This is a genomic window from Mycolicibacterium septicum DSM 44393 (genome assembly GCF_000455325.1).
GTDB classification, from domain to species: domain Bacteria; phylum Actinomycetota; class Actinomycetes; order Mycobacteriales; family Mycobacteriaceae; genus Mycobacterium; species Mycobacterium septicum.
Map to the genome: position 1 here is coordinate 2,704,768 of NZ_HG322951.1, position 13,447 is coordinate 2,718,214.

The window sequence follows — 13,447 nt, forward strand, 5'->3', positions numbered from 1 at the left end:
ATGTGGGCGACGCGTGCCTGGCGAGGAGACGGATTCGATGAGCGCGATCGAGGAGCGTGCGGCAATGCAGCCGCAGCGCGACGGTCTGGATGAGCTGCTGGCAGCCCAGCGCCGATCGTTCATCGCCGATGGTCCGCCCGATGTCGCGCTGCGCCGCAACCGCATTGACCGGCTTCTCGCGATGGTGTTGGACAACTCCGAGGATTTCGTCGCCGCCACCGCGGCCGACTACGGGTCGCGGTCGCGCTCGGCTGCGTTCTTCGCCGAGATCCTGGGCATGCTCTCGGTCATCGAGCACACCAGGGCGCATGTGCCGCAGTGGATGCGCGCGACGAAGTTGATGCGGGCCGCCCGGTTCGCCGGGCTGCGTGCCGAGGTGGTGCCGAGCCCGCTCGGTGTCATCGGGATCATCGGACCGTGGAACTTCCCGATCCAGTTGACGGTGCTGCCTGCAGCTGCGGCCTTCGCCGCGGGCAACCGGGTGATGATCAAGATGTCGGAGGTCACCCCGCGCACCGCCGAACTGATGGCGGCGACCGCGCCGAAGTATTTCGATCCGACCGAGTTGCAGGTCGTGACCGGCGGGCCCGATGTCGCCGCGGAGTTCGCGGGCCTACCGTTCGACCACCTGTTCTTCACCGGTTCACCCTCGATCGGGGCGCTGGTGGCGCGCGCGGCCTCGGACAATCTGGTTCCGGTGACGCTGGAACTGGGCGGTAAGAACCCGGTGGTGGTGTCTCCCGGTGCTGACATCGAACGGGCGGCGAGCCGAATCGCCCAGGCACGCATGGTCAATGGCGGCCAGGTGTGCGTGTGCCCGGACTATGTCTTCGTCCCGGAGACGCAGGTGGACCGGTTCGTCGAGGTCGCGCGGAGAAGCCTGAGCAATCTGTTTCCCAGCATCATCGACAACGCCGACTATTGCTCCTCGGTGAACCAGGCCAACTTCGACCGGGTGGTCGGACTGATCGCCGATGCCCGTGCCCACGGGGCCCGGATCGACTCCGTCGTCCCGGCGGGGGAGGTGCTGCCCGATCCGGGGTCGCGCAAGATCGCCCCGACCATCGTGCGTGACGTCGATGACCGGATGCGGATCGCTGGCGAGGAGGTATTCGGACCGGTGCTGGCGGTGCGCGGCTACTCCCGGCTCACCGAGGCCGTCGACCACATCAACGCCAACCCGTCGCCGTTGGTGGCCTACTGGTTCGGGCCCGACGATGCCGACTTCCGCCACTTCGTCAGCCACACCCGCAGTGGCGGGGTGGCCCGCAATGACTTTGCCGCGCACATGATCCCGTCCGAAGCCCCGTTCGGTGGCGTCGGACGCAGTGGGACCGGCGCCTACCACGGCAAAGCCGGTTTCGATGCGTTCAGCCACTACCGTACGGTGGTCGGCACAGACCTCCCGTTCAGCGTCACGGGCCAGGCGGCCCGGCCGTTCAGCGCGTCCATGCGGGTCAGTGCCGAACTCAGCCTGCGCCGTGCCCGCAGCCGAACCGCAGCGCGGCTCAAGAAGTTTCGCTGACCGCCTGCTCGCGGGCCCACCGGTAGTCGGCCTTGCCGGCCGGGCTGCGCTCGATGACCGGGCGGAACACCACGGCCTTGGGCAGCTTGTAACGGGCGATAGACGATTCGGCATGCCGGATGAGCTCGTCGGCCCCAATAGTGTTGTCGGCGAGCGCGTCCTCGCTCAACGCAACGATGGCCACTACTTCCTGCCCCCAGCGTTCACTGGGCCGGCCGGCCACCACAACGTCCCGCACTGCCGGATGCGAGGCGATCGCGGATTCGACCTCCTCGGCGAAGATCTTCTCGCCGCCGGAGTTGATGGTGACGGAGTCGCGGCCGAGCAGCTCGATGGCCCCGCTGTCCAGATGACGCGCCCGGTCACCGGGTGTCGCATATCGGACGCCATCGATGACCGGGAACGTGGCCGCGGTCTTGGTGGCGTCACCCTTGTAGCCCAGCGGCACGAACCCGCGCTGTGCCAGCCAGCCCAGTCCCTCATGACCGGCGGAGAGGACCGCGGTGAAATCCTCGGTCACCACGCAGGTATCGGGTCCGGCGTTGAACGTTCCGGTCGACACGGCACCGGGGGCCGACATGTGGCTCATCTGGGCACCGGTCTCGGATGACCCCACCCCGTCGATGACGATGAGGTTCGCCTTGGCGTCGATGAGTTGTTGCTTGACGTGCGGGGTCAGCTGCGCCCCGCCGTTGGCCACCACGGACAAGGAGGACACATCCGCCGTGCCGTCTCGAAGGCCGGCCTTGATGGCATCGAGGAGTGGGCGCGCCATGGCGTCACCCACCACCGTGGCCACCAGCACCTGTTCGCGTTCGATGGTGCGCACCACGTCCTCGGCATCGAAACGGTCGACCACACTGGGGAATACGATGGTCTGCCCCGTGGTCACGGCCGTCATCGCCCCCCATTGTGCGGCGCCGTGGATCAGTGGCGGCAGGATCAGCAGCCTGGTGCCCGGATTGTCGACCGCACGCCCGACGATCTCCTCGACCGACTGCGCTTTCTCGCCGGTCACCATGTTGCGTCCGCCGAACGCGGTCATGAAGATGTCGTGCTGCCGCCACAGCACGCCCTTGGGCATGCCGGTGGTGCCGCCGGTGTAGAGCACGTAGAGGTCGTCGGGACTGGGCTCGACAGGAATGGTGGCGTCGGTCGAAGCGCCGACGATCGACTCGTAATCCACTGCGCCGTTGAGCAGTTCATTGCCGGAACCGTCGGCGATCTGGATCAGCACCCGCAGCGCAGGAAGATCGGGGAGTATCTCGGCCACGCGCGGTGCGAACGCGGCGTGGTACACGAGCGCGGATGCGCCGGAATCAGCCAGCAGATACTGCAATTCGTTCTTGACGTAGCGGTAGTTGACGTTGAACGGTGCGACGCGGGCCCGGAACGCGCCGAGCAGGGATTCGACGAATTCGGGACCGTTGTAGGCGTAGATGCCCAGCAGGTCCTGGCCTACCTCGTGGCCGGCCAGTTCGCCGCGTTCGGTCTGTGCGCCCAGCCCGCGCGAATGCAGATACGCCGCCAGCCGATTCGAGCGGTCCACGATCTGTCGGTAGGTGTAGCGCCGGTCGCCCTGGACGATCAGCGGGCGGTCGCCGAGGGCGGCTGCGACGGCTTCGGCGACGGCCGGAACGGTGAACTGCACGGGTTTCTCCTAAGGGCGGGGGAGGGTCTTGGGTCAGTGCTGCCAGGCGCGCAGCAGGTCCTCGGTTGTGGTGACGGTGGCAAGCAGAGACAGGGTGTTGTCGATGATCGCGTCGGCGTAGGCCGTCGGAATTCCGGCGACCGCGTCGCGGGGCAGCACCACCCGGTACCCGGCGTTGACCGCGTCCATCACCAGATTGATGATCGCGATGTTCACCGAGACTCCGACGGCCACGATGGTGCGCACCCCGAGGTTGCGCAGGATCGGGTCGAGGTCGGTGCCGCCCATCGGGCCCAGGCCGTGCCAACGGGACAGCACGAGGTCGTCCGGTTCCGGGCCGAACTCGGGAAGCAACATGGCGCCCGGTGTGCCTGGCAGAATGCCCACGTCGTTACGGCCGATGGCGAAGATCTTGGCGTTGTGGTTGGAACCCAGCCCATCCGGGCGTCGCTGCACCAGGCAGTGCACCACCCGGGCGGAGGCAGCCCGCGCTGCCGGCAGTAGTCGGGCGATGTTGGGTAGCGCCTCCCGGCGGGCCTCGTCGGCCAGTGCGGCCAGCCCCGCGTCGGGACCGACCACTGCGCCTTGGCATTCCTGGGTAATGATCGCGGTGTGCCCGGGGGCGACCAGTTCTGTCAGGTCCAGCTTCATGAGACGCTGACTACGCTCTCCACGGGTGGCACCTCGTAGAACTGGGTCGCCCACTTGCGCATGGCCATATACGGTTTCGCGTCGATCTTGGCCAGCGGCGGATGCTCGACGTACTTCTGGTAGCGCCAGATGTCGCAGTCCTCCCACACGGTCTTGAGGAACTGCTTCTCGACCTGCTTGCGGACCTGCTCGGGCGGGACGTCGGAGGTCTCACCCGGGAGTTTGGGCCACCAGATCGAATAGAACATGTCCGACACCTCGTCGTCGACCGGGGTGCAGGCGAAGATCAGCCGGTGGTTGGACGAGCCTTCGAAGGCGCTCATGGCGAAGCCGAGGCCGGAGAAGTGGCTGTGAATCCGCAGTGCCATCTTGTCCGGATCGTCGCTGCGGGCATCGGGCCAGCCCGTCAGGAACCGCCATTCCTCGTCGACGTGCTCCCAGTGCAGGCACACCGGGGTCACGGTCGCGCCGTGGACGTAGCGGAAATGTGAACTGTCCGGACCGTTCTCGGCCACGATCTGCGGGTGGACCGGGATCGCGTCAGCCCGGCTGGAGAACTCCGGGTAGGGCCGGTAGTAGGCATCCGGATCGGTTTCGAACTGCGGGAACTTGTGGAAGATGTCGGGCAGTTCCCACTGCGGCTCCTTGCCATCGGGCTGATACCACATGAAGATGCAGCCGTACTGCTCCTTGACCGGGTAGGAGCGCAGCCGCAGACCACGGTTGGGCTTGTCGGGCTGATAGGGGATGTAGGTGTTGTTGCCTTCAGGTCCCCACCGCCAGCCGTGGAACGGGCACTCGACGCAGTCGCCGACAACCTTGCCGCCGTGGCCGATGTGGGCACCCAGGTGCTTGCAGTGCGCTTCCAGCACATGAAGCTCGCCGGATTCGTCGCGATAGGCGGCGAGGTCCTCGCCGAAGTACTTCAGCGCCTTCACATCGCCGACCTCGTACTCGGCCGACCAGCCGATCATGAACCAGCCGGTGACCTTCCAGGTGAACGGCACTTTCATGTCCGCTGCCCTCCCGTTTCACTGCTCTCGCAATACGTACGGAAGACATTACAGTAGAGGTTTCTGCATAGAAAGTGGGTCTAACCGCGGAGCGGACGGCGGTCGAGGATGGCGCTGCGGGGACGGGCGTGCGTGCTGAGGTGGTCGCGAGAACCGGTCAGCGACGCAGTACGCCATCAACGGCACCGACGGCGAGTTTGGGTTCGGTCACCGCGACCGTACTCAGGGCGGTTTCGGCGAGCGCTACGATCTCGTCGTCGAGCGTGACACCGGAGGCCGCGGCGTTGGCGTACACCTGCTCGGGACGCGATGCCCCGGTGATCGCCGAAGCCACCTCCGATCGACGCAACACCCACGCCAGTGCCATCGTCGCCAGGTCCATCCCGGCGGCTTCGGCGATCGGGGCGAGCCGCTGCACGGCCGTCAGTACCTCGTCGGAATACCGGCTGCGCGCCACACCCATTGCCGGGCTGCCAAAGCGGCTGTCAGCCGGAACATCCCGTCCCGGGTGGTATTTTCCGGTCAGCACTCCCTGAGCGAGCGGTGACCAGACGATCTGGCGGATTCCGTGCGCCATGCACAGTCCGAACACTTCAGCTTCTGGGCCGCGCCACAGCATGGAGTACTGAGGTTGCGAGGCCACGAACAGTCCTTCGCCGCCGATCTCGATGGCGGCCCGGATTTGCTCCGGTGTCCACTCGCTGAAGCCGATGTAGCGAGCCTTGCCGGCGCGGACTACATCTTGGAAGGCCTCAACGGTCTCCTCCAACGGCACATTGATGTCAAAGCGGTGGGCCTGATACAGGTCGACGTAGTCGGTTCGCAGGCGCTGCAGCGACGCATCGACTTGCTTGTGGACCTGAGCGCCCGACAGGCCGAAATCGGCCGGGTCCTGGGACATGGGTGCGAACAACTTGGTTGCCAACACATAGCTGTCGCGCGGATGGACGGAGAGGATCTCACCCCACGCCGACTCGGCACTGCCCTGACCGTAGGCGTTGGCGGTGTCGAAGAAGTTGATCCCCGCGTCCAGCGCGGCAGCGGTGCAGGCTTTGGTCTGGTCGAACTCGATACCGCCGGAGAAGGTGAGCCACGACCCCAGCGAAATCTCGGAGACCTGCAGATCGGATGTGCCCAATTGGCGGTAGAGCATTGACTGCCTCTCAACGGTTCGATTCGGGAGTGCGTTGACGGGCGGCGGTAGCGCTACCGGAGGCGGTGAACGCCGCCAGGTCGTAGCGGCGGCCGACGCTGTGTGCGGTTTCGGCGGCCAGTGCACCAGCCAGGGACAGGTCCTCGCCGCGTGCGTAGAGACCGAGCATCTCGGGGACGGCCGCGTTGGCGGGGATACGGTGCGCGATCGCCATGACGGTCCTCAACAGATCGTCATGGTGCACTACCTGATTCACCAGCCCGAGGCGCAAGGCCTCGTGCGCGTCGACGAATTCGCCGGTGATCGACATCTGCCGTGCCTTGCGGACACCGACAGCGCGGGGCAGCAGCGCGGTGAGTCCCCAGGTCGGGATCACGCCGAGCAATGCGTGGGTGTCGGCGAACCGGGCCCGATCCGAGGCGATGATGAACGAACAGCTCAGTGCGACTTCCAAGGCGCCCGACACACATGCTCCGTTGACCGCGCAGATTGTCGGTGTCCGCATGGCGCGCAGGGCCATTGCCGGGGTGATGTCGAGTGGGCCACCGCTCTCGCCTGGCCCACGTTCGAGCTGTTTGAAATCGACTCCGGCGGAGAACACCGGATCGATGCCGGTCAGTACCACCGCGCGTACGGAGTCGTCGCGGTCGGCGTCGCCAAGGGCGTCGCGCAATGCGGAGCGCAGCGGCCCATTGAGCGCGTTTTTGGCCGCGGGACGGTCGATCGTGAGGATGCGCACTCCGTCGTCGTCGTGGATCTGCAAGTCCGGCAGGTTCATTCGTTGGCTCCTCTGCAAGTTTGATCAGGCCAGTTTGACCGGCATCCGCTTGATTCCGTGAATGACATTGCTGTTCAGGTATTCCGGAGTCCCAACCTCCACTTCGGTTAGGCGGGTGAGCAACTCGGCGAACAGTTGTCGTAGCTCCATCCTGGCCAACTGGGCGCCCAGGCAGAAGTGCGCACCGCCGCCGCCGAAACCCAGATGCGGATTGGGTGAACGGGCGATATCGAAAGTATGCGGACGGTCGAAGACTGCTTCGTCCCGGTTTGCTGAACAGTAGAAGATCCCGACCTTCTCCCCGGCTCTGATCGGGACGCCGGCCAGCTCGGTGTCTACGACCGCGTGCCGGGCGAAGTTAAGCACCGGCGTGGCCCACCGGACGAACTCCTCGACGGCAAGGCCGATGCGGTTGTCGAAATCATCCAGAAGCCAAGCCCGTTGGTCGGGGTTGTCGGTAAGTGCCTTGAACGCATGGGAGGTGGTCTGCTTGGTGGTGTCGTTGCCGGCGGTCGACAGGATGACGGTGAACGCTGCGATGTCGTCGTCGGACATCCGCTTCCCGTCGACCTCGGCATTCACCAGCGCAGTCATCAGATCGTCGTGGGGTTCGCGGCGTCGCAGCCGTGCCAGGTCCAGAGCAGTACTGGTAAGTACGCCGAGTTGGGTCAACGCGTGCGTCGCGCGGTCCTCGAGACTGGCGTAGTCCTCGTCGGTTCCGCTGAAGAGACTTTCGGCGGCGTAGGCGACCGCCTCCTGATCCTCGCGGGCGATGCCCACCATGTCCGATATGGTGCGCATCGGCAGTTTGGCGGAACACTCGGCGACGAAGTCGACTTCCTCGCCGTCGCGGAGACGTTCGATGAGCTGGTCGACGATCTCGGTAGCGTTCGCTCGAATCTGGCCTTCGATCCGGTGAATTTGCCTGGGCGTGAAGGTCTTGCTGATCAACCGGCGATAGAACGCGTGCTTCGGATCGTCCATCGCCAAGATGAAGCTCGCGGCTTGCTGCACCTCGGCCGGCATCGGGTCGACGCTGATGCCCAGCGACGACACGAAGACATCGTTGTTGACGCTGACGGTCTTGATGTCGGCGTGCCGCGTCACGGCCCAATAGCCGGTCTCGGTGTGCGGAAACACCGAGGAGGTGGGCGGCTGCCAGCTCAGTCCGCCCTCGGCCCGCAGTTCTGCGAAAGTCTGGTCTCTGGTTCGGAAATCTGCCGCCCAGAAATCCGGGTCCGAGATGTTCAACCGGTGGTATGAGCTCGCTGCGGTGGACGTCATCGTGAATCTCCCAGGTCGAGGCGCCCGAATCGGGGGAGCCGCCGTTCCATCAGTGACATTGCGCCCTCGACGGCGTCGGGGCGCCGAAGGGCCTCGGCGTTAAGCGCATTCGCCTCGTCGGCTGCGGAGCCGAGGTCCTGATGTAGATGCCGGTAGACCAGGCGTTTGGTGACCATCAGGGAATGCGGGGAGGCGTTGCGAGCCAGCTCCGCGATGTAGGCAACGCATTCGGAATGCAGTTGACCAGGCTCGGTCAAGCGCGTCATCAAACCGATCGACAACGCCTCCTCGGCGGCGACGCTACGTGACGACCACAGCAGGTCCAGTGCGTGAGAGGGCCCGATGATGCGAGGCAGCAGCCAGCTCACCCCCTCCTCGGCGATAATGCCGCGCTTGGAGAACACGGTGTCGAAACGGGCGCTGTGAGAGCCGAAGCGAAGATCACAGGCCATCGCGAGGATGAAGCCACCACCTGCGCACACTCCGTTGACCGCTCCGATGACCGGTTTGCGTATCGTCATCGGCCAGGTGAATGTCCGTTGTACATCGGCCATATCCGGGTCACCGGGGAATGCGCCATACCAGCCGTCGCCGTCAGCTCCACCCGAGCCGGGACCGTCCGCCACTGCACCCTGCAGCATCGCCACGTCAACGCCGGCGCAGAATGCACGCTCCCCGGCACCGGTGAGTACGATGCCGACGACACGAGGGTCGCGCTCGGCCAGATCGAATGCACCACGCAACTCCCGCAACGTGCGGCCGGTCAAGGAGTTGTGGCGTGCGGGCCGATTGATCGTGATCGTGGCCACCGGATCGTCGATGTCCAGTGAGATATCGGTCCATGATGCCGTCAACGGTGCTCCTCGTGCCATCACTCGCTGTCCGGCAGAGTGATTCGTACTAGCGCTTCGTGCCGGGAAGCCGTCACGTACAGCTCGTGCTCGGCGGCGCCGAAGCAGACATTGGTCGGCAACGCGCCCTCACCCACTGCGGCCCGTCCGACTACGTCACCGGTGGCGCTGACCAGGTCGAGTCGGTCACCGCCGGTGAGCGCCACCCAGGCGTTGCCGTCGTGTCCGACCGTCATACCGTCCGGCCACCCGTTATCGAACTGGCACAATGTTTCCCGTGCCCACGTGTTGACGTCGTAGGCATACAGGGCGGCCTCGCACGTGGAAGTGACCATCAGACGGGTGCCGTCGGGACTGAATCCGAGTCCGTTGAGGAAAACCGGGCCTGAGTCGAGGATCACCTCGCAGCTCCCGCTCTCGGGGTCAAGCGCCCACACCCATCCCCGCAAACTGTCGTCGGGGTTGAAGAAGTCGACCTGGCCGCGGGTATCGGTAACCCACAGCCGTCCGTCCGGCCCGAACACGAGGTCATTGGGGGCGCCCATTCCCGTGGCCAGGTACTCGACCGCACCGTCGCGGATAACCTGAACCCCGGCTTCGGCGGGTCCGCTGCCGCCGAAGACTCCGCCGTTCTGGGCAACGAAGAGCGTGTCGTCAGGACCGACTGCCAACCCGTTGGGTCCGCCACCGGTGATGATGCGCTCAGTGGTGCCCTCGGGGTTGAGCAGATACACGCAACCGTGACTGATCGACGTCACGGCGATTCGTTCGTCGGACAGGCAGACCGGGCCCTCGATGAAACCGAGGCCTTCGGCCACTACGTCGATTCTCATGTGCGCCTCAGCCACCGAGCAGCTCCGGGGCCCGCCACAACGGGAAGACCCGGTCTGGTTCGCAGTGTTCGTCGACGATCCACTTGCACATGCGCCGCACGGGTTCTATCGCGTCTTGAGGAATCTCGAAGTTGACACTGGCGGCGTAGCCCAGTGAGACAAAGCGTTGTGCCCCGAATAGCGCGAGCCGGTCTCGCAGTTCGGTTTTCAGGGACTCCGGATAGATTCCGATGGTTTGGGTGTAGGCATTGACCGCGTCGGTCACCTTCTCGATCGAGTCCACCGGCACGATGTTGGCGACCCGTCCCGACAGCAGTGTCGAGTAGGGTACCGGCTCGTCGAGCTGGGATACCACGATCGCGCCTTCGGCATCCTCGCCGCCGAAGACGCGGTACCAGTCCTCGGTCAGCCGCGACCCCTCGATGTGCTCGAGCAGGGTCTTGTTGACGACCTTCGGCTTCGTGCTGATGAACTCCGGCAGGCTGACCATTGCCTTGTAGACGAGCTCGCCGAGCCGGTTGGCGCGCGCCAGCCCTTCGTCGTCGGTCCCGGACAGCACGTAGATGACCCGTGCGTTGACGCAACCCTCCTGGTTGCCGGCTCCGACGTCGCAGGCGGCACGCTGCGCGACTTCCCGCAGCGTCTCGTCGTCCTCGAAGGCCTCGGCGCCGATGATGGTTGCGCTGCGTTTCGGGTCGAGGGCGATCAATTCCAGACCCGGCTGCAGGTAACGGGTTACGTGCTTCACCGACGCCAGCCCTCCCCAGGCCACGATCTTCTCGATGTGCTCGGGTCGGTAGAGCCGCTCCTCCAACTGCTCGTCACCGCCCTTCCAGTACGCCACGGCCAGGTGCCGGGTGATGGGGTGGTCGGGTGCGATGTCGTGCAATGTGCGGGCGATCGCCATCGCCGTGAGCGGATCATTGGACGGCGCCTTGATGATGGCGTCGCTGCGGGTCAATGCCGTCCGCAGCACAGTGATGCCCGACACCAGGCCACCGTTGCCGGCCGGGATGTGCAAAGTACGCGCCCCGAATGCCCGGACCCTGATCTGCCGGCCGTCGACCAGGCTGCGCGGGACCCAGCCTTCGAGATGATCGATCCCGACCTGGATATCGGCGAGCTCGCGCATCTGTTCCCGATTGAACAGTGCCGGAAGCGCCACATAGCCCGTGCGCAGAATGGATTCGGGCATCGGGTTGGACACCAGGCAGGCCTCGAACGCCTCCTGGATATGGACATTGGCGTCGAATGCCAGCGCATTGCCGAGTTCTGCGAGCACGTCCAGGATTTCGCCGAACGACACCTCGTACAGGTCGGTCATGTCGGCGGGACTGCGCAAGGGCAACCGGTCGATGTACTTCGCGGGGTCGGGTGCGGTGAACGTGTGGTCGAGCCGACTGGCGAACGGCACCAGGTCGTCGGTGATCAGCTCGCCGCGGATGAACAGTGGGACCGTGAACTCGCTCATCCCTGAAACTCCTTGAGGAAGTCGATGGCCTCGTTCTGCACCTCGTGGGTGGCCGCGCAGGAGATCTTGTCTTCCTCACCGTCCTTCTTCTCGCTGAACCGCATGATGTCGTGATCGATGGAGACCGAGGTTCGTCCGCACGGGCACGGCTCGGTGAACTCGATGGTGACCTCGTCGCCGGTGATCACACCACCCCAGTGGCTCTGGTTGTAGACGTCGTAGACGGCGAACCGGCCGGTTTGACGTCCGGAGCGGGGGAGTGGCTCATTGGTCACCGGGTCGAGCACGAACGGGATGACCCACGGCTGGATGTGGTAGCGATTCTGTTCACACGCGAAGTGCACGCCGTTGTGTTCGGAGAACGAGTAGCCCTCGTGGATTCGCGGAACGCCGTAGAACTCTCGGATGACATCCATGTAGTTGTCAGGCAGTACCTGCCCTTTGGCGCCGCCGCCGGCGAGAACGACAGAATTCGGGGCGAAGTTCGCGTGCAGCCCCTTCGCGAGACCCGCTGAAGCGACGGAGTACATCAAGGGATAAAGGTTCAGCATGAAGACGCGCTTGCCGGCCAACTCATATGTCAGGCGTTCCAGAAACTCGGGAACCTCGCTGGCCTGGCGCGACTGCATGGCAATGAGCTCATCTTTGCGGGCAGCCAGTTTAGGATCGAGTTCTAGGCGATCCAACTCGCCCTTGGCTGCAGCGGCGCGCATCTTGTTCGCAAGGAACATCAGGTCCGTTTCCATCGCGCCGGAATAGAGTGCATGGAAACGACTTTCGTTACCTCCGGTGAACTCGCGCTTGAGCCACGGCACCATTCGTGTCATCCCGAAGCGGCCCTCGCTGTAGTTGGGCCAGATGATATCGACCTCGGGACGTAACTCGTCCTCGGTCGGCTTCTTGCCGAAAGTCTGAAACACCATCATCTTCCAGATCTGCATGCCCTCTACTGTGGTTCGATCATCCTTGGGAATGATCGAGAACGTGCCGGTGGTACCTGACGAGGTCACCAGCTGCACGGGCGTCTGGCTTTCCAGGCAGTCGAGCCACTCGTCAATGCTCACTGCGCCGCTGACATCGACCTGCGACAGGTCGTAACAGGTCAGCTTGTTCAACCACCTGGTCAGCAGATCCCAGCGCTTGTTATCCAATAGCGCTGCAGGATACGACTTGTACGCGGTGTGCGAGAACATCAGCGGTACAACGTCTTCGAACTTAGCCACGGTCGATACTCCGAGGCGGGTAGCCAGTTTGCCCACCATCTCGATACTTTCGCGGTGTTCAGCGAACCGGCGCGTCATCGCTTCGCGCTGGAGCTCTTCGAGATCGGCACGGGGGATGCTGTGCATCTTCGTTACAGACTCCTCGCAGTACGCGAGTGGGCTGTTCATGAAGGTCTCTACGTCGTGGGAAGTCACTTGTCGTCTCCGGTTGAACTGGCAGGGAGTTGAGGTATCGCTGGTATGAACTGCCGTACGGGCAACCGCTGCACAGCCCCGACCAGATCAGCTACGTCAGAGGGATCTGGCGTATAGCCGGGGAAATAGCAGCAGACGTCGCCCGCGTACGAGCCGTATCGTTCATGGATCTGTGCGGCGCATTCTTCAGGTGTTCCCACCACGCCGTAGACCCGCACGGTGTCCTCGTCGATGAGTGCAGCCATCCCCGGATAGTCACCGGCCTTCGATAGCTCGTTGAGGCGAGGTTGCAGGTGCGCCAGGCCCTCGGCTTCCAACACCGGGAGGTAGTTGGGGGTCGATGCGTAGAAGGCAATCAGGAAGGCGACCCGGTTGATCGCGTGCACGAGCTGTTCCTCGGTGCTCCCCACCGCCACCATGGCCTGAGCCACGATCTGCAAATCGGTTGGGGTGCGGCCGGAACGCTGCAATCCGTCTTCGATCGCCGGGACGGTCCGCTCGCTGAAATGCCGTGCACTGTTGAACGGCATCACCAGCACGCCGTCCGCCACCTCCGCGGCTTTACGTGTCATCAGCGGACCGAGTGCCCCCATGAGCACCGGAGGCGGGCCGAACGGACTGGGGCCGGGATTGAAGTTCGGTGGCATCAGGGTGTGGGTGAAGTACTCGCCCCGAAACTCCAACGGGGCCTGTCCTTCCCACGTGGCGAAGATTGCCTTGACGGCTGTAACCGACTCGGCCATCCGGGCGGCCGGCTTGCCCCATTGGCTGCCATAGCGCTTCTCGATGTGCACGCGGATCTGTGAGCCGAGGCCGAGG

12 protein-coding genes are annotated in these 13,447 nt (G+C 64.6%); 1 reads left to right on the forward strand and 11 read right to left on the reverse strand.

Features of this window, described 5'->3' with window-relative positions; all coding sequences use genetic code 11:
• Nucleotides 1–37: 37 nt before the first annotated feature.
• Nucleotides 38–1,525, forward strand: a complete 1,488-nt coding sequence (locus tag TX88_RS12735) for an aldehyde dehydrogenase family protein (RefSeq protein WP_044519360.1) — start codon at nucleotides 38–40, stop codon at nucleotides 1,523–1,525.
• Here TX88_RS12735 and TX88_RS12740 read toward each other — a convergent pair.
• From TX88_RS12740 to TX88_RS12790, 11 genes are all read right to left on the reverse strand, one after another.
• Nucleotides 1,509–3,176: a medium-chain acyl-CoA ligase Mig gene (locus TX88_RS12740; protein WP_044517231.1), complete on the reverse strand. Its 1,668-nt coding sequence runs from the start codon at nucleotides 3,174–3,176 to the stop codon at nucleotides 1,509–1,511. The two genes, TX88_RS12735 and TX88_RS12740, sit on opposite strands and share 17 nt — an antisense overlap.
• Before the next feature lie 33 nt (nucleotides 3,177–3,209).
• Complete coding sequence (locus tag TX88_RS12745) at nucleotides 3,210–3,827, reverse strand: cysteine hydrolase family protein (RefSeq protein ID WP_044517233.1); 618 nt, start codon at nucleotides 3,825–3,827, stop codon at nucleotides 3,210–3,212.
• A complete protein-coding gene (locus TX88_RS12750; RefSeq protein WP_044517234.1) occupies nucleotides 3,824–4,840 on the reverse strand; it encodes a Rieske 2Fe-2S domain-containing protein in 1,017 nt (338 codons plus the stop codon). The genes TX88_RS12745 and TX88_RS12750 overlap by 4 nt, the downstream gene beginning before the upstream one ends.
• Nucleotides 4,841–4,997: 157 nt before the next feature.
• On the reverse strand, nucleotides 4,998–5,993 hold the full coding sequence (locus TX88_RS12755; RefSeq protein ID WP_044517236.1) for an aldo/keto reductase family protein: 996 nt from the start codon (nucleotides 5,991–5,993) through the stop codon (nucleotides 4,998–5,000).
• A 10-nt stretch (nucleotides 5,994–6,003) separates the two neighbouring features.
• A complete protein-coding gene (locus TX88_RS12760; protein WP_044517238.1) occupies nucleotides 6,004–6,771 on the reverse strand; it encodes an enoyl-CoA hydratase in 768 nt (255 codons plus the stop codon).
• Nucleotides 6,772–6,795: 24 nt separating this feature from the next.
• Complete coding sequence (locus TX88_RS12765; protein ID WP_044517240.1) at nucleotides 6,796–8,055, reverse strand: cytochrome P450; 1,260 nt, start codon at nucleotides 8,053–8,055, stop codon at nucleotides 6,796–6,798.
• Complete coding sequence (locus tag TX88_RS12770; RefSeq protein WP_209446975.1) at nucleotides 8,052–8,909, reverse strand: enoyl-CoA hydratase-related protein; 858 nt, start codon at nucleotides 8,907–8,909, stop codon at nucleotides 8,052–8,054. The genes TX88_RS12765 and TX88_RS12770 overlap by 4 nt, the downstream gene beginning before the upstream one ends.
• A gap of 17 nt (nucleotides 8,910–8,926) precedes the next feature.
• Nucleotides 8,927–9,739 carry an SMP-30/gluconolactonase/LRE family protein gene (locus tag TX88_RS12775; protein ID WP_162563132.1) on the reverse strand — a complete coding sequence of 271 codons (813 nt, stop codon included), beginning with the start codon at nucleotides 9,737–9,739 and terminating at the stop codon, nucleotides 8,927–8,929.
• 7 nt (nucleotides 9,740–9,746) lie between these two features.
• The gene (locus TX88_RS12780) at nucleotides 9,747–11,210 is read right to left on the reverse strand and encodes an acyl-CoA reductase (protein ID WP_044517247.1); all 1,464 of its coding nucleotides are present in this window, start codon (nucleotides 11,208–11,210) and stop codon (nucleotides 9,747–9,749) included.
• Nucleotides 11,207–12,628: a long-chain-fatty-acid--protein ligase gene (locus tag TX88_RS12785; protein WP_244438414.1), complete on the reverse strand. Its 1,422-nt coding sequence runs from the start codon at nucleotides 12,626–12,628 to the stop codon at nucleotides 11,207–11,209. The genes TX88_RS12780 and TX88_RS12785 overlap by 4 nt, the downstream gene beginning before the upstream one ends.
• On the reverse strand, nucleotides 12,625–13,447 hold an 823-nt coding region (locus TX88_RS12790), incomplete at its 5' end, for a TIGR03617 family F420-dependent LLM class oxidoreductase (RefSeq protein WP_044517251.1). The genes TX88_RS12785 and TX88_RS12790, both read right to left, overlap by 4 nt.

What these genes read in the sequence shown, in the direction of transcription:
- TX88_RS12735 (WP_044519360.1), top strand. Translation starts at nt 38, where the DNA reads ATGAGCGCGATCGAGGAGCGTGCGGCAATGCAGCCGCAGCGCGACGGT.
- TX88_RS12775 (WP_162563132.1), bottom strand. Translation starts at nt 9,739, where the DNA reads ATGAGAATCGACGTAGTGGCCGAAGGCCTCGGTTTCATCGAGGGCCCG.
- TX88_RS12745 (WP_044517233.1), bottom strand. Translation starts at nt 3,827, where the DNA reads ATGAAGCTGGACCTGACAGAACTGGTCGCCCCCGGGCACACCGCGATC.
- TX88_RS12765 (WP_044517240.1), bottom strand. Translation starts at nt 8,055, where the DNA reads ATGACGTCCACCGCAGCGAGCTCATACCACCGGTTGAACATCTCGGAC.
- TX88_RS12760 (WP_044517238.1), bottom strand. Translation starts at nt 6,771, where the DNA reads ATGAACCTGCCGGACTTGCAGATCCACGACGACGACGGAGTGCGCATC.
- TX88_RS12750 (WP_044517234.1), bottom strand. Translation starts at nt 4,840, where the DNA reads ATGAAAGTGCCGTTCACCTGGAAGGTCACCGGCTGGTTCATGATCGGC.
- TX88_RS12755 (WP_044517236.1), bottom strand. Translation starts at nt 5,993, where the DNA reads ATGCTCTACCGCCAATTGGGCACATCCGATCTGCAGGTCTCCGAGATT.
- TX88_RS12780 (WP_044517247.1), bottom strand. Translation starts at nt 11,210, where the DNA reads ATGAGCGAGTTCACGGTCCCACTGTTCATCCGCGGCGAGCTGATCACC.